This window comes from Clostridium amazonense (assembly GCF_056431285.1).
This window is the reverse complement of sequence record NZ_JBWKMH010000003.1, coordinates 116785-141158: the sequence shown is the minus strand read 5'-3', so window position 1 is coordinate 141158 and position 24374 is coordinate 116785. Positions and strand designations below refer to the sequence as shown.

The 24374-nt window shown below is 24.8% G+C and carries 27 protein-coding genes; 6 read left to right on the top strand and 21 right to left on the bottom strand.

Going from position 1 to position 24374, the window contains the following annotated elements; genetic code table 11:
* Window positions 1-11 precede the first annotated feature (11 nt).
* The 6 genes from AC07E4_RS01500 to AC07E4_RS01475 all read right to left on the bottom strand — a co-directional run bounded on the left by AC07E4_RS01500 (window position 12) and on the right by AC07E4_RS01475 (window position 4980).
* The gene (locus AC07E4_RS01500; protein WP_478215570.1) at window positions 12-1049 is read right to left on the bottom strand and encodes a DUF4179 domain-containing protein; all 1038 of its coding nucleotides are present in this window, start codon (window positions 1047-1049) and stop codon (window positions 12-14) included.
* A gap of 2 nt (window positions 1050-1051) precedes the next feature.
* Window positions 1052-1609: a sigma-70 family RNA polymerase sigma factor gene (locus AC07E4_RS01495; RefSeq protein ID WP_430830266.1), complete on the bottom strand. Its 558-nt coding sequence runs from the start codon at window positions 1607-1609 to the stop codon at window positions 1052-1054.
* 157 nt (window positions 1610-1766) lie between these two features.
* Entirely contained in the window at window positions 1767-2528 is a 762-nt protein-coding gene (locus tag AC07E4_RS01490) for a class I SAM-dependent methyltransferase (RefSeq protein WP_051540211.1), read from the bottom strand.
* A 45-nt stretch (window positions 2529-2573) separates the two neighbouring features.
* Complete coding sequence (locus AC07E4_RS01485) at window positions 2574-3542, bottom strand: GNAT family N-acetyltransferase (RefSeq protein ID WP_478215569.1); 969 nt, start codon at window positions 3540-3542, stop codon at window positions 2574-2576.
* A 22-nt stretch (window positions 3543-3564) separates the two neighbouring features.
* On the bottom strand, window positions 3565-4413 hold the full coding sequence (locus AC07E4_RS01480) for a GNAT family N-acetyltransferase (RefSeq protein WP_478215568.1): 849 nt from the start codon (window positions 4411-4413) through the stop codon (window positions 3565-3567).
* A gap of 345 nt (window positions 4414-4758) precedes the next feature.
* Window positions 4759-4980, bottom strand: a complete 222-nt coding sequence (locus AC07E4_RS01475) for a YdbC family protein (protein ID WP_040327953.1) — start codon at window positions 4978-4980, stop codon at window positions 4759-4761.
* A gap of 678 nt (window positions 4981-5658) precedes the next feature.
* Between AC07E4_RS01475 and AC07E4_RS01470 the strand changes: the two genes are divergently transcribed.
* Window positions 5659-6366, top strand: a complete 708-nt coding sequence (locus AC07E4_RS01470) for a metallophosphoesterase family protein (protein ID WP_478215567.1) — start codon at window positions 5659-5661, stop codon at window positions 6364-6366.
* A gap of 76 nt (window positions 6367-6442) precedes the next feature.
* Here AC07E4_RS01470 and AC07E4_RS01465 read toward each other — a convergent pair whose 3' ends face one another.
* The gene (locus AC07E4_RS01465) at window positions 6443-6718 is read right to left on the bottom strand and encodes a hypothetical protein (RefSeq protein WP_478215566.1); all 276 of its coding nucleotides are present in this window, start codon (window positions 6716-6718) and stop codon (window positions 6443-6445) included.
* 277 nt (window positions 6719-6995) lie between these two features.
* On the opposite strand from AC07E4_RS01465, the gene AC07E4_RS01460 reads away from it, so the two are divergent.
* Both AC07E4_RS01460 and AC07E4_RS01455 read left to right on the top strand, forming a co-directional pair.
* Entirely contained in the window at window positions 6996-8042 is a 1047-nt protein-coding gene (locus tag AC07E4_RS01460) for a YdcF family protein (protein WP_040327957.1), read from the top strand.
* 47 nt (window positions 8043-8089) lie between these two features.
* The gene (locus AC07E4_RS01455) at window positions 8090-8545 is read left to right on the top strand and encodes a VOC family protein (RefSeq protein ID WP_478215565.1); all 456 of its coding nucleotides are present in this window, start codon (window positions 8090-8092) and stop codon (window positions 8543-8545) included.
* Window positions 8546-8595: 50 nt separating this feature from the next.
* On the opposite strand, the gene AC07E4_RS01450 is transcribed toward AC07E4_RS01455, so the two are convergent.
* From AC07E4_RS01450 to AC07E4_RS01410, 9 genes are all read right to left on the bottom strand, one after another.
* Complete coding sequence (locus AC07E4_RS01450) at window positions 8596-9882, bottom strand: alpha-L-fucosidase (protein WP_040327961.1); 1287 nt, start codon at window positions 9880-9882, stop codon at window positions 8596-8598.
* A gap of 189 nt (window positions 9883-10071) precedes the next feature.
* Window positions 10072-10404, bottom strand: a complete 333-nt coding sequence (locus AC07E4_RS01445) for a phage holin family protein (RefSeq protein WP_051540215.1) — start codon at window positions 10402-10404, stop codon at window positions 10072-10074.
* A 117-nt stretch (window positions 10405-10521) separates the two neighbouring features.
* On the bottom strand, window positions 10522-11067 hold the full coding sequence (locus AC07E4_RS01440; RefSeq protein WP_040327963.1) for a GNAT family N-acetyltransferase: 546 nt from the start codon (window positions 11065-11067) through the stop codon (window positions 10522-10524).
* A 23-nt stretch (window positions 11068-11090) separates the two neighbouring features.
* The gene (locus AC07E4_RS01435) at window positions 11091-11987 is read right to left on the bottom strand and encodes a DUF2156 domain-containing protein (RefSeq protein WP_478215564.1); all 897 of its coding nucleotides are present in this window, start codon (window positions 11985-11987) and stop codon (window positions 11091-11093) included.
* Between the two features lie 319 nt (window positions 11988-12306).
* Window positions 12307-12915 carry a hypothetical protein gene (locus tag AC07E4_RS01430; RefSeq protein WP_040327966.1) on the bottom strand — a complete coding sequence of 203 codons (609 nt, stop codon included), beginning with the start codon at window positions 12913-12915 and terminating at the stop codon, window positions 12307-12309.
* Window positions 12916-13056: 141 nt separating this feature from the next.
* Complete coding sequence (locus AC07E4_RS01425) at window positions 13057-13347, bottom strand: hypothetical protein (protein WP_040327967.1); 291 nt, start codon at window positions 13345-13347, stop codon at window positions 13057-13059.
* A 276-nt stretch (window positions 13348-13623) separates the two neighbouring features.
* Entirely contained in the window at window positions 13624-14580 is a 957-nt protein-coding gene (locus AC07E4_RS01420; protein WP_040327968.1) for an ABC transporter ATP-binding protein, read from the bottom strand.
* A complete protein-coding gene (locus AC07E4_RS01415; protein WP_040327970.1) occupies window positions 14570-16243 on the bottom strand; it encodes an ABC transporter permease in 1674 nt (557 codons plus the stop codon). The genes AC07E4_RS01420 and AC07E4_RS01415 overlap by 11 nt, the downstream gene beginning before the upstream one ends.
* On the bottom strand, window positions 16230-17297 hold the full coding sequence (locus AC07E4_RS01410) for an ABC transporter substrate-binding protein (protein WP_040327972.1): 1068 nt from the start codon (window positions 17295-17297) through the stop codon (window positions 16230-16232). Before AC07E4_RS01410 ends, AC07E4_RS01415 begins: the two co-directional genes overlap by 14 nt.
* Window positions 17298-17507: 210 nt before the next feature.
* Here AC07E4_RS01410 and AC07E4_RS01405 point away from each other — a divergent pair, with 210 nt between their 5' ends.
* From AC07E4_RS01405 to AC07E4_RS01395, 3 genes are all read left to right on the top strand, one after another.
* Window positions 17508-18149, top strand: coding sequence for a PHP domain-containing protein (locus AC07E4_RS01405; protein ID WP_040327974.1), 642 nt, complete (start codon window positions 17508-17510; stop codon window positions 18147-18149).
* 154 nt (window positions 18150-18303) lie between these two features.
* Window positions 18304-19008, top strand: coding sequence for a radical SAM protein (locus AC07E4_RS01400; RefSeq protein WP_040328064.1), 705 nt, complete (start codon window positions 18304-18306; stop codon window positions 19006-19008).
* Window positions 18998-19507 carry a QueT transporter family protein gene (locus tag AC07E4_RS01395; RefSeq protein ID WP_040327975.1) on the top strand — a complete coding sequence of 170 codons (510 nt, stop codon included), beginning with the start codon at window positions 18998-19000 and terminating at the stop codon, window positions 19505-19507. Before AC07E4_RS01400 ends, AC07E4_RS01395 begins: the two co-directional genes overlap by 11 nt.
* Before the next feature lie 44 nt (window positions 19508-19551).
* Here the strand turns inward: AC07E4_RS01395 and AC07E4_RS01390 are convergent, their stop codons facing one another.
* The 5 genes from AC07E4_RS01390 to AC07E4_RS01370 all read right to left on the bottom strand — a co-directional run bounded on the left by AC07E4_RS01390 (window position 19552) and on the right by AC07E4_RS01370 (window position 24289).
* A complete protein-coding gene (locus tag AC07E4_RS01390; RefSeq protein WP_051540218.1) occupies window positions 19552-20469 on the bottom strand; it encodes a VanZ family protein in 918 nt (305 codons plus the stop codon).
* A 217-nt stretch (window positions 20470-20686) separates the two neighbouring features.
* Entirely contained in the window at window positions 20687-21781 is a 1095-nt protein-coding gene (locus AC07E4_RS01385; protein WP_423219651.1) for a sensor histidine kinase, read from the bottom strand.
* Entirely contained in the window at window positions 21774-22466 is a 693-nt protein-coding gene (gene vanR / locus AC07E4_RS01380) for a VanR-ABDEGLN family response regulator transcription factor (RefSeq protein ID WP_040328069.1), read from the bottom strand. The genes AC07E4_RS01385 and vanR overlap by 8 nt, the downstream gene beginning before the upstream one ends.
* Window positions 22467-22645: 179 nt before the next feature.
* Window positions 22646-23017: a hypothetical protein gene (locus AC07E4_RS01375; RefSeq protein WP_478215563.1), complete on the bottom strand. Its 372-nt coding sequence runs from the start codon at window positions 23015-23017 to the stop codon at window positions 22646-22648.
* Window positions 23018-23155: 138 nt separating this feature from the next.
* Entirely contained in the window at window positions 23156-24289 is a 1134-nt protein-coding gene (locus AC07E4_RS01370; RefSeq protein ID WP_478215562.1) for a serine/threonine-protein kinase, read from the bottom strand.
* Window positions 24290-24374 lie beyond the last annotated feature (85 nt).

Genomic DNA, 24374 nt, shown 5'->3' with positions numbered 1-24374 from the left:
AATACATACTTTTATTTTTTATTAATTAAATCAATTACAAATGTTTCTCCTACTTTCACAAAATTACTATCTAGTTTTCCACTTTTTTTAGGAAATTCTGATGAGTATGGTGTAAGAGTTAAAATCTTAGCATCTTTAGATAATGGCTCTTGTAAACTATCTCTCTTAAATACACCCTCTCCATATACTTCACTAGACATATAAAACTCTATTTTATTACCTAAATCATCAGTTCCTTTAAGCATTAAATCATAATTCACATTATTTCTTGATTTTGTTTTTGTATAATATATTTTTTCTCCTATATTATTGCTTGTATACTCTTTTAAATTTACTTTTGACCCATCATCAAGGTTAAAGTTATATGCAAGCTTTATCTTATTTGTATCTATAGACAGGTCATTACCATTAGTTTTGAATTCAAAGGTCCATGGCCCACTTACTTCATTACCTTTCAATAATACATTTTCATATTTTATTTTTACATCTATATCTCCACTTATATAATCATCATCTAACCTATAACTTATTACTTCTTCCATGGTATACTCATCTACCCTTTTGCCACTTCCACTAGCTGTACTTTTTATTTCTTTTCCATTTATATAAAGCTCAGCAAATGAGTGCATATCAGATTCATCCATTTTTTTATCATGTGATTTTAATGTTGTAGAAACTATTAATTCATTTTCGTTTAAAATCACTTCATTTAATTTAATTGTTATACCATTTTTAGTAATACTCTTATCTATTACAGTTTTATACTCGTCTAAATTTTTATTTATTCCCAATTTATTAGCTATATCTACACTTACTATATTTATTTCAGCTAATACTGTTTTTCCCATATTAGTTCCAAACAAACCTGTAACTATCAGAAGCCCCATAACCATCGCTATTTTAAATTTTTTATTGCTTTTATTATTTTTAACCTTCTTTTTAAAAGTTCTTTTTATGTTTTGCTTTTCAATGTCATTAAATGTTTCTACTTCTTCAAAGTTTAAATCTATATTGCTATCATTAAACATTTCATAAATACTTTTACTCATTTCTATACTCCTCTAAAATTTATAAACTTCATATATTTTTTTAATTTCTTTTTTCCTCTAGAAACTCTATTATAAACAGCTTCCTTCTTTATGCCCATTTCACTACTTATATCATTAATCTCTTTTTCTTCTACATATAGTTTTAAAAAAAGCTCTCTATCTTCTTTTTTAAGACAATTTAAAAGTTCATCTATATCCTCATCTAATTCATTTTCTATAAATTTTTCATATTCATTATTACTTGTTGCTATTTCCATATCATCAATGTTTTCATACTCCAAACATCTTCCATATTTTCTCTTACAATCAATTGCTTTATATTTTGAAACTCCACCTAGCCAATTCTTGAAATCTCCTTTTGAATCATCAAAACTTTCTATATTAGTCCAAACAGCCATAAGTATATCGTTTATACATTCATCCTTAATATTTTCAAAATTATATAAGTATTTCTTAACTATTGTCTTTATTATCCAACCATAACTATCTAAAATATAATCTATTGCTTTGTCATTCTTTTTCTTTAATTCATCTATAAAGTTATTTTCATTTATTTTCATTTTTACCTTCCTTATCTATATAATCTCTATCTATATAATACTTCGTATCCAAATATGTAATATCTATCAATATGAACTTAAAAATATTAAATTATTAAATAAAAAAACTAGACACTTAATTTTTTAAATGCCTAGTTTTTATAATTTATTATTTTTTTTATTTAATTTTGCAACAACTTACGTATGTATCATATTCCAAAGTGATTTTTCCATCCTTATTATATTTATCATATATATTTTTCAGCTCTTCTATCATATTTTTAAACTTAGGATTATTTTCTTTTGGTACATATGAGTATGATGTTAAATTTCCTTTTAATTCTTCAAAATTAACTACTTGAGGATTATATAATATTTTTTCATAAACCTTTCTTTCTCCAAAAAACTTTGATATTAAATTATCATCTGATTTATTAATATATTTTTCACCATATTTACTAATAAGATCAGAATATTCACTCATAAATCCTTCTAAGTTATTTCTTCTAATATTGTATAGCACTACAATCATTCCATTAGACTTAAGAATTCTTGAAAACTCTTTTGTGGCAAGTTTAGGATTAAACCAATGGAGTGACTGTGCTGATATAACAACATCAATAGATTCAGACTGTAAATTGGTAACTTCTGAAGATCCTTCAACTGAATGAAACTTTTCATATTTACTAAGTACTCTTTCCAATACTATTCGCATATCTTCATTTGGTTCAACTGCATATACTTCATTTCCATTTTCTAAAAACATTTTACTTGAAATTCCTGTACCAGCACCTATATCTGCTAAAACTAAGTTTTCATTAAAATCAATAGCATCATTTAAAAATCTTATAGTATCACTTGAATATGTTGGTCTAAATCTATTATAATTTTCAGCCATACCACTAAATCTGTTTTTTGAATTGCATTTATCTTTGTACATAAAATTTTTCCTCACTTTATATATATTTGAAATTAAGCTACTTTTTTAAATATCATTTATATCTTTATTAATTGTTCTTCTCATGGATAGCAACATTGGAGTAAAATACTTTCTCCAAAACTTATTTCCATATAAATTTGCAGTTTCAAAATCAACATGAATATATTCCACTTTATGTTCTTTACAATAATTAATTATTTCCCTTAAAAGTTCAATTCCTATTTTTTTATTTCTATATTCCAATTTTATATAAATGCCTATCTCATCTATTAGTGCACAATTTATAATAGACATATCTATAAAATTATTTTCATCTGCTATAGTTAAATTTACAAATCCTATTGCTATTTTTTTATCCCATACGATAAGAACATTATTTTTTACTATTATTTCTTCAATTTCATTTTTATTTAATTCATCTCTTTTTAAAAATAATGGAGCAGAAGCATAATATCTATTTGATTCTTCCACAAGATCATATAATATATCTACATCTTCAATAGTTGCCTTTTTTATTTTATATCCTGATTTTCCATAAATAATATTACTTATATTTACATCATTAAATGCATCTATTAAATATGATCCATATCCTAAATCAAATAAAATATTTTTAAGTTTTTCATCATTATAAAATATTGTCCACATATGATTGAAAATATTTCTATTTACCCATTTTTGAGAAACATTTTTATACATTTCTAAATATACACTTTCCTTGTATTCTTCAACTGCTGAATGTGCTATCGCAGGACAAAATGTAGACTTCTCTCCATTGAATGGAAATTCATCATAAGCTAAAAATCCTATTACTTTATCATTTAATTTTGCTACAATAGCATTTTCATTTTTTATTTTCCAGTTCAAAAAATTTTCTAATAACTCACTTTTTTCTTTCCAATATGAAGGAAATTTAATATTATTACAATATAAATTATACTGATTCATCCAAATTTCCTTTGCTTCATTAACATCTTTTTCTATCATTTTACATACTTTTATATCTTTAATCATTTTGTATTTTCTCCTTATAAAATCAAGGCTTTAAACTATTTCCTTGGTAATTTTCATATGTGTGTTCTGAAAAATATGCAATCTCATTAAATCCATTTAGTTCATATAACTTTTTTGCACCAACATTAGATTTTGCAACTCTAAGTCTTATATTTTTAATAGAGTTGTTTTCTATCATATTTTCAATGCATTTTTTTAATATATAACTTCCATAACCTTTATTTTGAAATAAAGGCTCTACAACTATATCTTTAATATAATCATCTTCAAAAATATATGCACCAACTAATTCATTATTTAACCAAAATGAACTTACTGCATTTAACTTGCTTAATTCAATAAGTTTTCTCTCAAAGTATTCTTTATTTTTAAGATGATTATTTAACTCCCAATTATTTTCTAAATTAAGCTTATAATATGCACTATCAAATAGCTTAATAAATGAATCTACCATATTCTCTTCAAATTTTTTCTCAATTAATTCACATTCTTCTAAATTTAATATTTTTTTGTTTTGATATTCAAGATGATATCCTTCCATATCTAATTTGAACCCTAAATTTCTTACTAATTTAATAATTTCAATATTTTCACCATAAACATTAAAACATACTTCTTTTGATAGCCCCTTAGATATATATTCATTAATTGTACATTCTATTATTTGTAAACTTTTTTTTACACCACTTTCATTAATAAATATTGTATAAAAAATACAACAATCATCATTATCAACACATATAAATACCCCATTATTATTAGGACTAGCATATATAACTTGTACACTTTCTTTTTCAAACTCATTTTTCACATATAACTTAGCATGTGGTGAAATCTTTTCTATTAAATTTAATACTTCTACTTTCTTCATTTTCCCCTCTCTTATATATGTTATAATCTGTAAATTTACTTTTTAATTGTATCACAATTCGTAAAATTTTCAAAATTTTCTTATTATTTAATTTGCAAACACAAACTTTATTATATAAAATTAAATTATTTCTTAAGTTTACCATCAATTGTTCAAGAATAAATTCTATCCTATATGTATACTAGATTTATTCTTAATATTTAAAAATTAATTTCTATTTAGTCTTAGACTAATTTCCATTTTTTAAAATTCAAATTCTTATACAAAAATAAAACACCTATAGATTTCAACTTATACTATAGATGCTTTTTCTTGTTCATAAAATTATTTTAACTTAAGACTTTTCTATATATCCATACTATTAAGTATTTCTTTAAGTTTTTTTAATTCTTCAAGAGACAAGGTAATACCCTTACCCATTTTTTCATGTTCTGGTGCCCAATCTCTTAAATCATATTTAGCTTCTTTACCATTCCAACTTATTAAATTTAATTCCTTTGTCCATCCTTTTGATGATTCAGAAATATTGCCAATTTCTTTTTCAATTTCAAATTTTATATCTGCCATTTTACTCCACCTCTTCTTAGAATCTTACTTATTTATTAGTTTAAATTCTATCCTAATAACATAATTATAATACTTTTTCTTGTAAATTATATAGTGTTCAAATTTAAAGTAATCTTTTTATCAAATGATACTACTAAAATTACATGTTATTCCTATTTTTATATTTGGAACCAATTAAGAACTAATAGTGAAAAGTGAATAATTATGGTAAATATTACTCGCTTCGTTCTTAATATTTAAAATAGAAATACCTAAAAACTACGTTTTTATATTGTTTTCAAATAATTTGCTTTAAAAATTATTGTAAAATTTGATTTCAAAAACTGAGACTTCAGTTTTATCTTTCATTGTTAATTTTTATATAACACTTTAATTTGTTCTTTCTCAATTAGAATAAGAATAATTTCATCTTTCAACTTGGAAAGCTATATATATAGGGAAACAAGCTCGAATTCAAAACTATTCTTTTAGCTGTAAATATATTGCTTTCAAAAGAAATACTTACTATAAAATGATTCCGAGCTAGTCTCAATCTTAAGGGTATCCAAGTTTTGGAACTAATAATTATAATGATGAACTTGGAACCCTATATTTAAATCTATTTATTTGAATAAAGTGACAAATCATTTAAAATAATATAAAATTATACCAATTATTCTATAGAAATGTGGTGATAACATGATTTATGTAGTTAGCGATATTCATGGAAGGCTTGATAGATTAAAGAAATTAGTGGAAGTTATTAATCTTAAAATTTCTGATACATTATATATTTTAGGTGATATGATAGATAGAGGAAATGATTCTATTGGAGTTATTAAATATGTAATGAATCATAATAATATAATATCTTTAATGGGTAATCATGAACGCATGATGCTTGATGCTTTAAATTTAAATGATAAATATGAAATGAATCATTGGGATATTAACGGTAATGATAAAACTAAAGATGATTTTTATAAATTAAATATATTAGAACAAAATGAAATTCTAGATTACTTGAACTCACTTGAATACTTTAAAATTATTAATAATAAATTTTTATTAGTTCATGCAGGTATTGATATTTCTCTTTTTAAATTAGATATTGAATTTATGGATTTTGAAAATGCTCTATATGCTCAAGCTCATGAATTATTGTGGGTACGTGATGAATTTTTAAAGTCAGAAGGTCTTAAAAATTATAATAACTATACTATAATTTTTGGACATACCCCAAGACCATCTTTAAATCGTAGACTCAATCTAACCTCTGAACTTCCATATAAGATTTGGTATGATGAAGTTTATAAAAATAAAATTTGTATAGACACTGGTAACTGTTGTGACCATGGACGAATGGCATGTTTAAGATTAGATGATTTAAAAGAATTTTATGTTTAATAATTGAAATTTAATTCTTAAAATAATAGAAAGAGTCTATTTTTATATACCCTTTCTATTATTTTAATATATCGTACTATTTCTTGTTAATTTCTATTTTTATCTTTTCTACTGTTTTTAATATATTTTCAATTTGTTCTTGATTTTTTAGATTTTTTCTTGCATAATCCATTATATCTCTAATTGAGCTTAATGAATCATCAAATTTTTCATTCATCCACTGGCATCTAGGAAATAACCATATATGTAAATGACCTGATTGTTCCTCCTGAATTATAGTTATATCCTCATTCTTTCCTATTTTCTTGATAGCATTTCTGGTTTCATATATAAGCTTTGATAATTCTAACATTTAACATCCCATTCATTATTTAAAAAATCTTTAATCATTTTATCACCCCATCTTTTTAATCATATGCTATATATTAATATCAAAACTTTTTTATTTTTATCGAATTCTGTATAAAATTTTGTAACATTTGTGTTAATAAATTAATTTTTTTAATAAATATGTAAATAAAACTAATATATTAACTATAAATAACTATATAAGTTATTTTTTTCTATTATAATTTATGTACTTTTATGATAAATTAATATTATTTGAAATTATTTTTAGGAGGTTTATAATGTACTTTTTATTAGTATTAACAATATTTACATTCATAGTTTTCTTTGCTTCATATATGATAGACTCTCGAAAACTTATAAATGGATTTTTGTTTAATGTTTTTTTATTTACTGCTATGTTATCAACTGTATACATTGCATTTACCACTGGAAATCCATTTCTTATTGGTATAACTCTTATTTTTATACTATTAGCTTTATTTATTTTTGCATTTGGAATTTACGCTCTTATTGTTGGATTGTTTATAAATGCTAAAATTCTTATAAGTCGTGAAGGTAAAAGACTTTCTAATTTATTAACCTTCTTTATAGCTATGGGACTAGTTTTATATCTAATTTTAACTTTTGTATTATCAAAGAATGTATTTTCACCTGAAGTAAATATTTTCTTTAGTAGTTTTACTTTTATAGCAATTTACTATTTCCTAGATGTATTTAATTTCTTAATGATATCTTTTATTTATCAATTTAATAAACCGAAGTTAAATCAAGATTTTATAATTGTTTTAGGTAGTGGACTAATAGGTGATAGAGTCCCACCACTTCTTGCCAGTCGTATTGACAAAGCTATAGCCTTTTATAACAAGCAAAGTAAAATTACAACTCCACCTAAGATTGTATTCTCTGGTGGACAAGGAAGTGACGAGAAAATTTCAGAAGCTTTAGCTATGCAAAAATATGCTATTGATAAAGGAATTCCTTTCGAAAATACATTGATAGAAGATAAATCAACTACCACTTTTGAAAATATGAAGTTTTCAAAGCAAATAATGGATAATAGTACAGGTAAAAAATATAATAGTATTTTTGTTACAAATAATTTTCATTTATTTAGAGCTGCTTTATATGCAAAAATGGCTGGGTTAAAAAGTAATGGAATTGGATCTAAAACAGCACTTTATTTTTTGCCTAATGCTTTAATTAGAGAATATATAGCTATTATGGTAATGCATAAGAAAAGACATATTATTGTAGTCTCTTCAATTTTTATTTTAAGTTTAATTTCAGCCTTAGTTCAACATTTCTTTGTTGCACCTTATTTATAAAATGAATTTAATAAGTTTTATAAAACTTATATTGTTGGAGGTTTTTTATGATTAAAAATATCGCTCATGTTGGCTTAACTGTATCTGATATAAATCGTTCAATCGACTTTTATCAAAATACTTTAGGTTTAAAATTTAAGGGTCAAATGGTTATGGAGGGTAAATCTACTGATGCTCTGTTTGGATTAAAAAATTGCTCAGTTAAAGTTGCTTATCTTAATGGTAGCAATCATATTATGACTCCACCCGTTGAGTTAATTCAATTTGCTTCTACAGATACAACTACTTTTAAAAATTCATTAACACAAACATCAATATCTGAATTATGTTTTTATGTAAAAAATATTGATAAAGTCTATGAGGACTTAATATCTAGAGGTGTTGAATTTTTATCAACTCCTCAATACTTTGATTTTACAAATCAAGGTTTTGGAAAAAGTAAAGCAGTTTATTTTAAAGATCCAGATGGCATAATTCTTGAACTTATGGAGTGTGTAGATTAAAAAACATAGGGATTAATTTCATTATTTAAATGAATTATCCCTATATTTTTTTAAATAAGTTTAAGTTTTATAACTGTATCTATTTCATCTGGTAACTTTGAAGTTTTAAGATTTAAAAAAGCATCTTTAACAAACTCTTCTGCCATCCAAGGAAAATCAATCTCTATTTCGCTTCCATCTTTTAACAATGTTGCAAATTCAACTTTATTTCTCAAGTTATTTAAATTTACATAACCAATTCCTCTATCATATATATGACAATAAAGATTTTTCTCATTTTGAGTATAACGTCCCCATTCAGGTTTTGCATACATACTAGCCTTGCACTTATATATGCTTTCACCATTATACTTCATCCAATTACCTACTTCTTCTAATATATCTGAAGATTCTTTAGGAATTTCTCCATTTGCATCTGGTCCAACATTTAAAATTAAATTTCCATTTTTACTCACACATTCTACTAATGCCCTAACTATTTGTTTAGTACTTTTAAAATCTTTATCAAATGCTGAATAACCCCAATTGTTATTTAAAGTTATACAAGCCTCCCAAGGAACTTTATTTCCATTTTCATCAACAACTCCTTTTGGGGGAATTATTTGTTCTGGTGAATCAAAGTCTCCAGTATACGGTGATAAATTTGCTTTTTTTATATTTTTCTTATCATCTAATCTATTGTCTACTATAATATGTGGTTGGAGATCTCTAACCATTTTCATAAGCTTTGTAGCTTGCCATCTTTCACCAGTCATATCATCATATGAAAAATCAAACCACATAATATCTATCTTCCCATAGTTTGTAAGCAATTCTCTGACTTGGTTATGAAAATACTTTACATAATTCTCAATTTTATGTGTCTTATTTTTAAATTCTTCATTATTTCTCATTGGATGATGTCTGTCACCATAAGCTGGATAATCTTCATGATGCCAATCTAATAATGAATAGTAAAGTCCAACTTTAATACCTTCCTCTCTAAAAGCCTCTACATATTCTTTAATTAAATCTCTTTTACATTTAGTATTGGTAGACTTATATGTTGTATACTTTGAATCAAATAGACAAAATCCATCATGATGTTTTGCTGTCATAACTGCATACTTCATTCCAGCTCTTTTAGCTAGCTTTGCATATTCCTTTGGATTATAATTTTTAGGATTGAATTCATTAAAGTACTTTTGATACTCTTCATTTGTTATATTCTTTTGTGACCTTATCCATTCTCCTAAAGCTGGTATTGCATACAATCCCCAATGTATAAACATACCAAACCTTGCTTCTTGAAACCACAATGTTCTCTCTTCTCTCTCTAGATAAATATTATTTTCCATCCTACTTCCCCCATTCCCCATAATTACAGACTCTCTTATTAAATTTTATCAATAAATACTATTCATTACATCAGAAATATATTAAATTAAATAATTGTTAATTTATATAAAAATTTATTATAATTTCAAATAAAAAAACAACAATATAAATAAAGTAGGGCATAATATTACACCCTACTAGATTTCTATCTATATTTTATTATCATTATTTTCACTTTTATTACTGTTTTCATTTCCACATTCACTACAAACCATTTTACCGTTAACTAACACATGCTTAGTAAGTTTATTGCAATGATCACATTGTATCATATCATCACCATATCCTTTAGTATTAGTATCAGGATTTGATAATATACCTAATAAAACTAAAATAGTACATATTGCAGTTACAACTCCTGTAACTGCTTGTTTGTCCACATTTACATTTAAAAGTACTAATATAGTAATAATTTGTGATACTATACTCATTATAACGGATGGATTTTTTAACCTTTGTAATATAATCTTTATTTGTTCCATTATTATCACTCCTGTAATTAACTATAACTAAAATCTAATTGCTATAGCATATTATTAATATATTCTTCATCAATTCAATTCGATACTGTTAATTACAAAAGTTATTTTTTAATGTGTTTATGCTTTTAAAATCCAATTACTCCTGAATAATCCATAATTATATAAATCATATCTTTTTCCATCTCTATATATAAATTCTCTATTTACTCCTTCTCTTTCAAATCCTATTTTTTCATACAACTTAATTGCTGAAAAATTATATTCTAACACAGTTAACCATATTTTATAAAAATTAAATTCTCTAAATCCAAATTCAATGGCTAACTGCATAGCCTCTTCGCCAATGCCCATTCCTCTATACTTTTCATTTCCTATACCTATGTATATAAGTGCTGTACCATTATTCCAAAGAATATTTTCAAATCCTGTAACTCCTATAAATTCACCACTTTCAATATCCCTTATAGCAAAAATATACTGTTCATTGGAATTTGTAACTTCATAAACTATTTTTTCTACTTCTTCTGTTGTTTTAGGAACTGCACTTATAACATCATAATGTCTCATAAAATTAGTATCATTATACCATTCTGTAAATTTAGGTATATCTTTCTTTTCTATAGCCGTAAGTTTTATTCTTTTTCCTTGTAATAAATTTTTCATAAAATCAACCTTTCATATTAAAATTACCAATTTAAAATAAACTTCTTTTCAAGTTTTACTGGATAATATGCCATTTTAGCTTTTCTCATCCCTTCGATACCTAAGTCTTGTTCTCTATTAATTATCTTAACATCACTAAAATAATCCATAATGAAAGTTCTATTTATAAAACTATAGATCCCTCTATAGTCTATATCACCTTTTTCTATATGTATAATAGCTAAATTATTATTTAATTTTTCACCCACAGTAAATCCAACCACTTTATTATCTACATAAGTAGCAATTCCCTTTAAATTTAGAAATTCAATATTTCTTAAAATATTTTTTATCCCTAAATTTTCATAATAGAGTATTTCATCTTTATGTTCATTTTTATTAAACCACTCATTAGCTACTTCAATTACATCTTCAATTATTTCTTTACTATTTATTTCTTTAACTTCATACTCATATTTCTTTACAAAAGCATTATAATGATTTTTCTTTTTATGAAGTTTCTTTCCTGAAAGACTTATAAGTTTCTCTGATTCATATAAATAATCAAAGTTATCTCTATCCTCTTCAATTTGAACTTTTTCATGATTTGTAAGGATTACTTTTGTTTTTTCTACAAACTCTTCATCTAAATCCTTAAATATATATTTCATATTGTTATTTTCTTTATAATTCTTTAATTCCTCTAATATAACTTCTAAGTCTTCATCTTTATAACCTAATGGCTGCATAAAATGATAGTTACCTTCAAAGTCTTTTTTCTTAATTATCAATGCATCCATATAAATTGTATATTGAACATCACATGCATCTTTCCATATATATAATGTAGTAAATGAATACTCACAACTTAAAAAATTGTACGGATATATATAATTTTCAAATAAACTCTTGTCTTCTAATTCAAGTTTTTTAAAATTCATCTCATCAACCTTTCCCATATTAAGCAAAAACATTTGTAAATAATTTTCATATCTTGGTTAATAATTCAAATTAATTAATATTTAACCTTTATTAATAATCTTTATTAATTATTTTAACACATATTTTATATTTTTGTTTATAAGATTGAAAATTATTTATTTTTACTTTTTTTCTACTACTTATTACATAGAAATCAAATTTCTAAAACCAATACTGTGCAATATAATAAAACTAGATTTATTTAACCTTATACAGTTAAATAAATCTAGTAATATACATGTTTCTTTATGCCAATATTTTATTTTTTAATTTGATATATTATTTTTTTTCTAAGAATTTTTCTAAATGCCTATATTCTTTAGGCACATTAAATAAATCATATAATTGATTGAAAAATCTTATACTTTTTTCTGAGTCAATACTTTCTTTTACCGGTGCCTCTAAATAAGGAATATTTATTCCTTTTTCCTTTAACATTTCATCTAAAACACTAGTCATAACACCATAAACACCATCACCTTCTTTAGCATCTGGATCAGGATTCATAGATTCTGTTTTATATTTATTTGTTTTATGTTTTCCCCAATATATACTGCAAGTTGGACTTGATTGTACACCTATGTAACATAATGGTGTATTATCATTATTTTTTAATTCACATATCATATCCACATAAGACTCTAATTCTTTTCTGCAATGCTTTCTAAAAAATATATTATCATATTGCTGTCTCCCTTGAGGGTTTCTTAAATATCCCATAGCCGTAAACTCAGGGCATGGCAATTGAATAATACTAATATTTTTATCCAAGAAATAATCAACTATTTTTTTGCATAATCCAAAGCTTTTTCCTAATAAATGTACTCTAGTTCCAGGGTTCAATAAACAATGTGATATTATAACAAAATAGCGCGGTTTTTTAGACATATAATAAATCCTTCCTTAAATATTTTATTATATAATTATTTTTTTCTAATATTATTAAAATATCCTAGAAGTATTTTCTATATAAAATATAAATGCTGTTAATAACCTTTTATTAACAGCATTTATAAATAATATTATTATTTAACTTTGAGACTTCTCTAGAATCAAACTAACAGTTATTCCACATATAATTAATATTGACATAACTAACTCCATATAATTTTCTAAAAATAAATTAGCAATTGCTCCAAGTATAATTATTGTTCCCATTACTAAATTTGTTGTATTCTTTATCTTAACAGTTGAACTAATTTTTTCTAGTCCTTTATAAATTACTAGGCCACCAATAATGGCCATACCTAAACAATTTATAAAGCTACCATATTGGAATTTTGTAATAAATATAGCACTAATAAGTACCATAAAAAACATTTATATTTTACCTATAATATACTGATTTAATTTAGTATATCCCTTCTTTTTATTTTATCCTATCTATAACTTTTACTTAAATACTATTTTTAAATTTTCATGAATTCAACTCTCCTATTTATTATAATATATTTGCATAAATTTATCCAATAAATTCCTTTATTTTGATATATCATTTAAAAATCTTGTGCTAACACATATTGTTCTTTAAATTTATATAAAATAAAAAACTATCTAAAATAAAATTTTTCTTTAGATAGTTTTAATTTATTATATTTATTCTTCAAATGAGCCACATTTAGAAAACTCTAGATATATTTCTTCATTTACTTCATAAAATTCATTTTGAACATTTGTTTCTTTTACATTTATAATTCCCTGTTCTGTTTGAACTATATAAGTTAAATATGACCCCATAAATATTCTAGAAATTATTTTACCTTTTAAATTTCCTGAACTTTTATTAATCTTTATATGTTCTGGTCTTACAAATATACTTTTACCATTTCCATCTTTTATAATGTTAGAATTTCCTATAAAATCAAGTACAAAACTATTGACTGGTCTATTATATATCTCTTCTGGTGTTCCTATTTGCTCAAGCTTTCCACCATTCATAACAGCTATCTTATCCGAAATACTTAATGCTTCCTCTTGATCATGAGTTACAAAAATCATAGTTATATTAAATTGTTTTTGCAATGCTTTAATTTCTTCTCTCATTTTCACTCTTAGCTTTGCATCAAGATTGCTTAATGGCTCATCAAGTAATAATACCTTAGGTTTTACTATAAGTGATCTTATTAGTGCAACTCTTTGCTGTTGTCCACCACTTAGTTGTCCTATTTTTTTATTTTTATGTTCTAATAAGTCAACAATATCTAAATATTTCTCTCCTTCTTTTATAGCTTCTCTTTTTTTATATCCTTTAAATTTCAATCCGTATATAACATTTTCTAAAACTGTCATATGAGGAAAAAGTGCATAAGATTGAAAAACAGTAGATACTGGTCTATGCTCTGGCTCTAAAGATGTCATTTCTTCACTATCTATTTGTATGCTTCCACAATCCTCTTTTAAAAATCCACCAATAAGTTTAAGTGCAGTTGTTTTTCCACAACCTGATGGACCAAGTAAACATAATAATTCTCCCTTTTTTATGTCTAGCGTTAAATTATCTAAAACCTTTTTATCCCCAAAGCTTTTACTCAATTTACTCAATTTAAGATACATCTTTGCACCTCTTTTCTCCTAAAATCACTTTAGATACTACTAAATTAACAAATAACGTTATAATAATTATTATAGTTGCAATAGCAGCACCAACTCCATAATTTCCTGTTTGAATTGCATCGAACATTTCTAGTGTTGCTACCTTTTGACCTGGATAAACTAAGAAAATTATAGCTCCAACTGTTGTCATTGTTGCAGTAAAATTATTTACAAATCCAACTACAAATGCAGTTTTCAAGTTTGGAATTATAATATCTTTTATAACATGTATATTACTTGCACCTAAGTCCTTCGCTGCCTCTTCTATTTCTCCATTTATTTGTACTATAGCAGCACTACTTGCTTTTGTTGTCATTGGCATTTGTTTAAAAATGCAATTTAAAATCACTATTGTAGCAGTACCAGTTAAAGAAATTATTGGTCCATTAAAGGCCAATATATATCCTATTCCAAAGAATGTTCCTGGAATTATATATGGTAATGTTGAAATAAAATCTAATGTTTTCATTCCTCTTATTTTTCTTCGTTCTGTAAAATATGCAATTATCATTCCAAGTATACTACCTACCACACCTGTAATTAGTGAGTACACTATACTTCTTATAAAACAACTCATATTATAATTTTTCAGATTTTGATAATTTTCTAAAGTGAATATAAAATTACCTTTCCTAAATTTTGAAATGGATGATATAAAAATGCTACCATATTGAAGTAACATTACAGTGATATAAAATAAAGTTATACTCACTAAAAATATTTTCATTGCACCCTTTAGGTTAAATTCATTATCATTAGAAATAATCTTATTATTTCCTTCCACTAATAAATTAGATTTTTTCATATAATATCTATAAACAAAAAAAGCAATTAATGAAGGTATTAATATTAGAACACTCATAGCAGATGCCATTGCAATATTGGAATTTGCTATTATATTTAAATAAACTTCTGTGGCTAAAACATCAAATGCTCCACCAATAACCATTGGTGTACCAAAGTCTGATAATGATCTAATAAATGTTAAAAGTGCACAAACAATAATTCCTGGAATCATTGATGGTAAAAGCACTTTTCTTATAGCATACGATGGTGATGAACCCAAATCTTGTGATGCCATTAAAAGATTTTTATCAATACCACTTATTATTCCCATAAGTAATAAACTATTTATTGATACATTTGATATAGTTTGCATCATAACTATACCTTTCCATCCATATGGATTTATTGCTAAATTTAAAATTCCATGTGTTATAAGCCCACGTCTTCCAAATAAATTTATATATGCCAATGAAGATACAAATGGTGGAGATATCATAGTAATCATTAATATTACCGTAATTATTTTTCTAATTTTATTATCACTAAATGATGCATAAATAGCTATGCATATAGATATTATTGTAGAACATATCATTGTTAATACCCCTACAAAAACACTATTATATATAAGCCTACTTTTATTTTGTATTAACTCTTTATATAAATTTAAAGTGAACTTGCCATCTAATAAAAAACTTTCCTTTATAACATTTAAAATAGGCCATAATATAAAAATTAATATAAGGACTACAACTATTATAAATAATCCTTTTTCAAAAATTTTATTAAAAAAGGTACCTAAACTAGATACCTTTTTATTAACACTATTTTGTTTCACTTTTATCTCCAGCCATCTTGTTCCATTTTTCTAATATGGCATCCCTTTTTTCTCCAAATAGTGATAAATCTTGTTTTAATAGCTTGTCCTTTGATATTGAAAGTTCAACACCTTCAAGACTTGGCTTTACTAATTTAACTGTATCTTTACCATCTATTCTTGCAAGTTCTTTTAAGTTCTCATCTTCAAATAACCATGATATAAATTTCTTTGCTGCCGGAGTATTACTTGCATTTTTAAATACAGCTACTCCATCTGGCATCCATGGCATACCATCTTCTGGATATATTATACTTACATTTTGCTCATCTTTTAATTTTTCAACAGTATTATCTAAATATGTAATTCCTATTGCAACTTCTCCTGCTGCAGTTTTTTGATTAGGATCTTTTCCTCTTTTAGAATAGAATGGTATATTTTTATTTAATTCTTCAAAGTATTTCCATCCTTCTTCTTCACCTTTATTTTGAAGTAATGAATTAACTACTGCATAGTTTGTTCCTGAAACAGCTGGGTTAGACATTAATATTTCATCTTTATATTTAGGATCAGCTAAATCAGACCATTTTTTAGGTGCATCTAAATTCTTTTCTTTTAATATATCATCATTAGTAATGAATCCAACTATAGTTAACCCTTTACTAAACCAATAATTTTCTTTATCTTTAAATTGTTCTGCAATTTTATCTGAGCCTTCAAAATCACATTGTTCTAATAAACCTTTTTCTTTAGCTTCCATGAAAGCATCAATTCCGCCTCCAAACCAAACATCTCCCATAGGTTTATTTCCTTCAGCTAAAGTTCTTGATAAAACTTCACCTGATGACATTGACAAGAATTCTACTTTAACTCCTGTTTCGTTTGTAAATTTATCAAATAGTTCTTTATAACTTTCTGAAGTTGTAACTATTTTTAAAGTACCTTCAACTTTTTCCCCAGCATTTGTTTTTTCTTTTGATGCATTCTTATTTTCTGAATTAGAACCACAAGCTACTAATGAAAATGAAAGCATTCCTGCCATAATCATACTTAAAAGTCGTTTCGTCTTACTCATTGTGACATTCTCCCTTGCAAATTTATTTAATTTTCCTATTATTTTTTAATTATATCATATCATCACCTGTAAACCTATTCATTTTTCCAATAGTTATTTTTTATTTATTGGATATTCCTATGAAGTTTTCCTACACCTCAATGTTATAATGAAAATATTAACATAAAAATATTTTTATTATATTTTGTTCTAACTTAGGGGGTAAAACTTATGATAATAGATACTCATTTACATGAAAATAGATATTCCAGTGATAGTTTGATGTCTTTAGAAGAAGCTATCTGTGCAGCAAAGAAAATAGGTTTAGATGGTATCTGTGTAACCGACCATGAAAGCAATGGTTTAAGAAGAGATTTAGGTTCTTCTTTTACAATGGATGGAATTCTAGTTATAGTTGGCGCAGAAATACTAACTTATGAAGGAGATATATTGGTTTTTGGATTAGAAGAACTTCCAAAAGAAAAACTTCATGCCAAAGAACTTTTAGAAATAGTAAAAAGAGAAAATGGTGTTGCAATTTGCGCTCATCCATATAGAAATAATAATAGAGGTCTCGGTGATAATATTAAAACACTTCATAATCTTTTAGATGGAGTTGAAACTTTTAATGGAAGTACAATGCCACATGCTAATCTTTATGCTTATTCAATTGCTACTGAATTTAATTTAGGTTGCTTTGGTGCTGGAGACTCACATATAACTGAAAAAGTTGGATGTTTTGCCACTGAATTTAAAGAAAACATAAAAAATGAAGCTGACTTTATAAAAGCAGTTAAAGAAAAAAATTATTGTCCTGTTATAAGAAAAGGCTGTTCTTTTGAAAGAATTAACATATTTGATACATTAAAATAAATCTACATAAATAGGGCTACATAATATTTGTAGCTTTATTTTTTTTATTCCAAAATTCTTTACATCCTTTACCTATATGTTATAATTAATTTTGTCTTTAAGAGTGTTTCCTTGGTACCCACTATTAAAAAACAAGGGGTTGATATATATGTCAATAGAACGTTATAGTATTATTGATCGTAAAAACCCCCGTGAAATCGTCCTATTAAAATCTAGGCGATGTCAATGGGGGCATTGTTCTTTTTGTGATTATATTGATGATAATTCAGAAGATATGAATGATATAATTGCTACAAATCAATTAGTATTAAAACATGTAATTGGAAACTTTAAAAGTCTTGAAGTTATAAATTCAGGAAGTTGCTTTGAGTTACCAATGGAAACTCTTAAAGACATAAAAAAAGTTGTTGTTGAAAAAGGAATTCAACATCTTTACTTTGAGAGTCATTACATGTATCGTGAACGGTTAAATGAAATGAGAGATTTTTTTCAAATTCCTATTACTTTTAAGTGTGGAATTGAAACCTTTGATGATCATTTCAGAAACAAAGTCTTAAAAAAAGGTGTCATATTTAGTAATCCAGAAGAAGTTGCAAGTTACTTTCCTTCCATTTGCCTTATGGTTGGTATAAAGGGTCAAACAAAAGAAATGATTAAAAATGATATGGAAATACTTCAAAAATATTTTCAGCGTGGATGTATTAATGTTTATATTAATAATTCTACAGATATTAAAGCTGATCCTACTTTAATTAAATGGTTTAAAAATGAATATGGACATCTTGAAAATAATCCTTCAATAGAAATTTTATGGAACAACACTGATTTTGGTGTAGGTGGAGAAAAACATGAAGAATAAAACAAACTTTCTTGTAAGAACATCTATGGTAGCTGCATTATATGTTGTTGTTACATTTGCTTTTTACTTTTTAAGTTATCAAGCAATTCAATTTAGGATTTCTGAGGTTATGGTATTGCTTGCATTTATAGATCCACTTTATATTCCTGGACTAATAATTGGATGCTTTATGTCAAATATGCTTGGACCTTTTGGAATTATAGATGCACTTTTTGGCTCAACTGCATCATTATTAGGATTATTAATGATTGTAAAAACTAAAAAGCTTCTAGGAGACAACTTAAAAAGTTTATTTATCGCCAGTCTTTGGCCATCTTTTTTTAGTTTTATAGTTGCTTTTGAAATTACAGTAGTTTTTGGTGCACAAGAATCTTTTTGGTTTTGGACCTTTATGGTTGCCATTGGAGAATTTGTTGTTATAACACTTGTTGGTGTACCTTTATTAAATTTAATTAATAAAAATAGAAATTTAATAGAAATATTAAAATTTAGAAAATAAAATTACACGTACCTTCATTCATTTGGAATAAAGGTACGTTATTTCTAATTTAAAAATTTTCTTATTACAACATTTTTGCATTTATTATCTTGTGAAGTCCAAAAATTTATACTTAATTCTTTCTCTTCAATTATTTTCTTAAATTGTTCTTTTGATATTTTTGAATATGTTATTTTTATTTTTTGTATGTTTCCATTAGGCGAATATTTGAATTCTTTTTCCTCTAGAAAAAATTGAGCATCTTTTTCTAATTCATATATTCCATCAATATTTCTATTTATATAATCATCCCTAAAAAATCTTTTTTCTATATCAACTTTGAAAGAATTATCATAAACCTCTAAGCATAAACCCTCTACATCACTGTTACTTATATCTAATCCATTTAATATTTCCTTATTAACAAACTTAATTTGTGATGGTAGCATATTAGGTTGATACAAATACAAAGCTACAACTCCACATATACCAAAAATACTTAAAAAACACACTGTGCTTATCCTCATATTTAATTTCTTATCAACTTTTTTAAGAAATTTAAAATAAATTAATGTCCCTATAAATCCACCTAATGTATTTAATATTAAATCATCAATATCACTTAATCCAATTCCAAAAATATATTGAATTATTTCAAAGCTTAAACTTACAAAAAAACATATAATCACAGATTTCTTCATATCAACTTTTTTAAATAATGAAGGAATTAATATTCCCATTGGAATAAATAATGCGAAATTACCAAGTATATTTTTAAAAATTACATCTAAATTTTCATTTTCTAAATATACATCTTTAATAAGTCCAAATGGTTTAAGATTTAAACTTCTAAGACCTGTTATAAAACCACTTTTAAAAACTATAATCTTTAATACTGCTAATATATATACAATAGTTATTAGACCTAAAATAATATTAATCATTTTACTCATTAAATTCGTTTTTCTTGCTTTGTTTTTCATAATTCTCCCCCTCTTAATAATTGCGTTTCTTGGAATAATATTATTCTCAAATATCAATACACACCTCAACTTTTCTATTCATAAAAATTCAAATTCCTATACAATAAAAAAGCACTTTGAACTTTGATACTATTATAATATCAAGATTCAAAATGCCTTTTATTCTTTATTTAAAACTATTTACTTATCATTTTATTACTAAAATCATACGATTTTCTTACGATCCTGGAATTAATATCTCAAATTTTATTTTATTATCTGCACTATTTGCTTTTATTGTTCCATTATGAAGTTCAATTATTTTTTTTGCTATTGCAAGCCCTAATCCAGAGCCACCCTTTTTAGATTCTCTAGAGCTATCTAACCTATAAAACTGTTCAAAAATACGTTCTAATTTTTCTACTGGTATAGTATTACCTTCATTTGTAAAACACATGTATATTTTGTTTTTATATCTTTTGGCTTCGATTTCAACTATAGCATTATCAAAACTGTAATTAATAGCATTCCTTATTAAATTGTCAAAAACTCTCTCCATTTTATTTACGTCACATTGGATTTTAAGATCTGATTCAATATTTAATTTGCATTCAATATTCTTTTCTTTAAATAATGGTTTAAACTCATATGAAATTTGTTCAATCATTCTCGTTAAGTTAACTTCTTGCCTCTCTAAAATTAACCTACTTAAATTAAATCTTGTAATTTCAAAAAATTCATTAATTAATTCTTCTAACCTTTCCGCCTTATCTAAAGAAATGGCTAAATACTTTTCTCTTAATTCTTTTGATATTTCTTTTTCATCATTTAAAAGTGTTAAATATCCTATAACAGAAGTAAGAGGCGTCTTTAAATCATGTGCTAAATAGAATATTAAATCATTTTTTCTTTGTTCTTCCTCTTTTGCTAATTGCATGTTTTTAATTGCTATTTGCTTTACACTATTCATTTGTTCTTCTACATCTTTTAGTTCCAACGGTAATTCTACTTTTTCATCATCATTTTTTATAAGTTTCTTACTTTCTTCTATAATAATATCTGTATACCTTAAAGCTTTTTTCCAATATGAAATAATAATTATTAAAATTTCAACAAACCAAATAACTATTAATATAAATGGAAATACATACTTGATTATACCACCCAAAATATATATAGGCTCGTCCCCTTTAAAAGTAAACATATGACATATAATATAAGCAATTGCTAAGAAAATAAAAAATATCACTGTAGTGATTGATATTGTAATAAATATTTTAGATAATACTGTATTTCTTAAACTCTTATCTATAGGTTTCCTCTCATTACTCAATAGTATAACCAACTCCCCATACTGTTTTTATAAATTTAGGCTTTCTTGATGGCTCATTCATTTTTTCACGCAATCTAGCAATATGAGCCATAACAGTATTATTGTTATCTAAATATTTTTCTTTCCAAACAGACTCAAAAAGTTCTTCTGATGAAACTACTTTACTTCTGTTTTCACATAAATACCACAAAATCGAAAACTCTATTGGTGTTAATAATATTTCTTTTCCATATAAAATGCATTTATGTGTTTCATTATTAATTAATAATCCATTAAAATCATATTCATTTAAATTATTTTCTTCTTCTACCTTATTATATCTTGTATATCTTCTTAATTGACTTTTTACCCTAGCTGAAAGTTCTAATGGATTAAATGGTTTAGTTATGTAATCATCAGCACCTAATGTTAATCCTTTTATCTTATCAATATCTTCAATTTTAGCTGTTAACATAATTATTGGGAAAAAATATTTTTCTCTAATTTTTTGACATATCTTAAATCCATCAATATCTGGAAGCATAACATCTAATATAGCAAGATCAAAATCAACTTTTTCTATACATTCAATTGCTTCTTTTCCAGTATAAAATTTATATACATTAAAATTTTCATTTTTTAAATAAACCTCTACTAAATCTGCAATCTCCTTTTCATCATCAACTAATAAAATATTCAAATTTATAAAATCCCCTTTCCATATATAAATTTCATAATAATAATTTAATTATACAAAAATAATACTTTTTTATCTATATATGGTAGTATTATCATTAATACTTAAATAATTTATTTTCTATATTTACAATCAAACTTATTTTAATAAACTTATTAATTTTAATACTTTACTAAGAAATTTTTATATTATTCATTGATTTGATGATTTTTAATCAAATTATTATTCTTTTTAACCTTTGCATATCCAACAAAACTTAATATGATCATTGGAACAACAAATAATATATACATTACAAATACTACACCACCTACAGAATAAAGTATTCCTCCAACTAGTGCGAACCCTGATTTGTTTAAAAATGCTCCAAGAGTATTAAATATGGTTGCCAAAACAACACATATCATATGTGGTGTTACTAATGCTGTCGCAATTGCCCCACCTAATGCTTCTGTTCCACTCGAACTTCCAGTTAATGCACCACCAAAATAACTTATTAGATAAATTGAATATATAATTCCTAGTATTGATGATATTATTAATGCTTTACTCTTTTTCATTTATATCTTCCTCCCTAATATTATTTTAATTAAATAAAAAAAAATATATCTGTTACTTATTTTTCGTAACAAATACATTATAAAATTTATATTTTTACTTTTGGTATGCTAAGAGCATACAAAATATAAAAATTTTATTTAATTCATAAAAAGATTTAAAACACTTCCACCAATAGCCATAATTATGATTGTGTATAATATATATCCCAAAATTCTTGCTTTTATATTTTCACTTTTTATTATAGGCAAAAATCTTCTTATATTTAAAAAATTAGTATCTATAATTGTTACAACTACAAATGTAATGAACAATATAAAATCTGATAGAATAGTTTTAGATGTTGGGAAAATAGTTATTACAATTAAAAATAGAAATAAATACCATAAACATGCTATAACACTTTTCCACCAATATCCTGTTCTAAATCCTGGAATATATTTATATATTTCTTTGTCCAATTTATGATCCTTGTTTTTAATAGCTTCTTCTTCAATAATCTCATTATCCTGTATGCAGATTCTGTCATTATCCTTTTCCATAATAGATATTAAATCTTTTTTTAATTCATTAACACATTGATATCTATCATCAGATAAAAATTTTGTACATTTTTCTATTATATCTTTTAAAACACCATCACTCTTTCTATTTTTAGGATAATCTCCAGTTGTCATAAAGTTCATTAATATTCCTATAGAATATATATCACTTCTGCAATCAGTTTGTGAAAATCCATATTGTTCTGGAGGTGCATATTCATGAGTTCCCATGATAACCGTATCTTTATTTTCCTCTTCTTTATAAATTCTAGATACATCATAATCTATTAATTTTAGAACATTATCATTACTTATAATTATATTTGATGGTTTTATATCTCTATGTATTATGGGATTTTCTAATCCATGCAATTCTTCTAATATTTCACAAAGACAAATTACATATTTAGTAGTTTCTTTCTCGCTTAAAATACCATTATTTTCATTCAATAATGTTTCTAAAGTCATACCATTTATAAACTCTTCAATTAATATTAAATTATTATCATACTCTAATATTTCATAAATCTTAGGTGTAAATTTATTATTAATAGATTTTATTCTTTCATATATTTTTTTATCATAATTAACTAATATTTTCTTTATATAAATAGCATTACTTTCAATATCTTGTACTAAAAACACTTTGCTCTTTTTATTTTCACTAAATGTAGTCAAAACCCTATATCTTGACATTTTATCTTCAAAATACTTTTTTAGCAATTCATTCATTAAAATGCTCCTTTAATTATTGATTTTATACAATGAGAATTATATCATATTGATATAAAATATAATATTTTTTAAGGAGTGTTTT

Coding starts and splice junctions, on each gene's coding strand:
- AC07E4_RS01500 (WP_478215570.1), bottom strand. CDS start 1,049: ATGAGTAAAAGTATTTATGAAATGTTTAATGATAGCAATATAGATTTA.
- AC07E4_RS01495 (WP_430830266.1), bottom strand. CDS start 1,609: ATGAAAATAAATGAAAATAACTTTATAGATGAATTAAAGAAAAAGAAT.
- AC07E4_RS01490 (WP_051540211.1), bottom strand. CDS start 2,528: ATGTACAAAGATAAATGCAATTCAAAAAACAGATTTAGTGGTATGGCT.
- AC07E4_RS01485 (WP_478215569.1), bottom strand. CDS start 3,542: ATGATTAAAGATATAAAAGTATGTAAAATGATAGAAAAAGATGTTAAT.
- AC07E4_RS01480 (WP_478215568.1), bottom strand. CDS start 4,413: ATGAAGAAAGTAGAAGTATTAAATTTAATAGAAAAGATTTCACCACAT.
- AC07E4_RS01475 (WP_040327953.1), bottom strand. CDS start 4,980: ATGGCAGATATAAAATTTGAAATTGAAAAAGAAATTGGCAATATTTCT.
- AC07E4_RS01470 (WP_478215567.1), top strand. CDS start 5,659: ATGATTTATGTAGTTAGCGATATTCATGGAAGGCTTGATAGATTAAAG.
- AC07E4_RS01465 (WP_478215566.1), bottom strand. CDS start 6,718: ATGTTAGAATTATCAAAGCTTATATATGAAACCAGAAATGCTATCAAG.
- AC07E4_RS01460 (WP_040327957.1), top strand. CDS start 6,996: ATGTACTTTTTATTAGTATTAACAATATTTACATTCATAGTTTTCTTT.
- AC07E4_RS01455 (WP_478215565.1), top strand. CDS start 8,090: ATGATTAAAAATATCGCTCATGTTGGCTTAACTGTATCTGATATAAAT.
- AC07E4_RS01450 (WP_040327961.1), bottom strand. CDS start 9,882: ATGGAAAATAATATTTATCTAGAGAGAGAAGAGAGAACATTGTGGTTT.
- AC07E4_RS01445 (WP_051540215.1), bottom strand. CDS start 10,404: ATGGAACAAATAAAGATTATATTACAAAGGTTAAAAAATCCATCCGTT.
- AC07E4_RS01440 (WP_040327963.1), bottom strand. CDS start 11,067: ATGAAAAATTTATTACAAGGAAAAAGAATAAAACTTACGGCTATAGAA.
- AC07E4_RS01435 (WP_478215564.1), bottom strand. CDS start 11,987: ATGAATTTTAAAAAACTTGAATTAGAAGACAAGAGTTTATTTGAAAAT.
- AC07E4_RS01430 (WP_040327966.1), bottom strand. CDS start 12,915: ATGTCTAAAAAACCGCGCTATTTTGTTATAATATCACATTGTTTATTG.
- AC07E4_RS01425 (WP_040327967.1), bottom strand. CDS start 13,347: ATGTTTTTTATGGTACTTATTAGTGCTATATTTATTACAAAATTCCAA.
- AC07E4_RS01420 (WP_040327968.1), bottom strand. CDS start 14,580: ATGTATCTTAAATTGAGTAAATTGAGTAAAAGCTTTGGGGATAAAAAG.
- AC07E4_RS01410 (WP_040327972.1), bottom strand. CDS start 17,297: ATGAGTAAGACGAAACGACTTTTAAGTATGATTATGGCAGGAATGCTT.
- AC07E4_RS01405 (WP_040327974.1), top strand. CDS start 17,508: ATGATAATAGATACTCATTTACATGAAAATAGATATTCCAGTGATAGT.
- AC07E4_RS01395 (WP_040327975.1), top strand. CDS start 18,998: ATGAAGAATAAAACAAACTTTCTTGTAAGAACATCTATGGTAGCTGCA.
- AC07E4_RS01390 (WP_051540218.1), bottom strand. CDS start 20,469: ATGAAAAACAAAGCAAGAAAAACGAATTTAATGAGTAAAATGATTAAT.
- AC07E4_RS01375 (WP_478215563.1), bottom strand. CDS start 23,017: ATGAAAAAGAGTAAAGCATTAATAATATCATCAATACTAGGAATTATA.
- AC07E4_RS01370 (WP_478215562.1), bottom strand. CDS start 24,289: ATGAATGAATTGCTAAAAAAGTATTTTGAAGATAAAATGTCAAGATAT.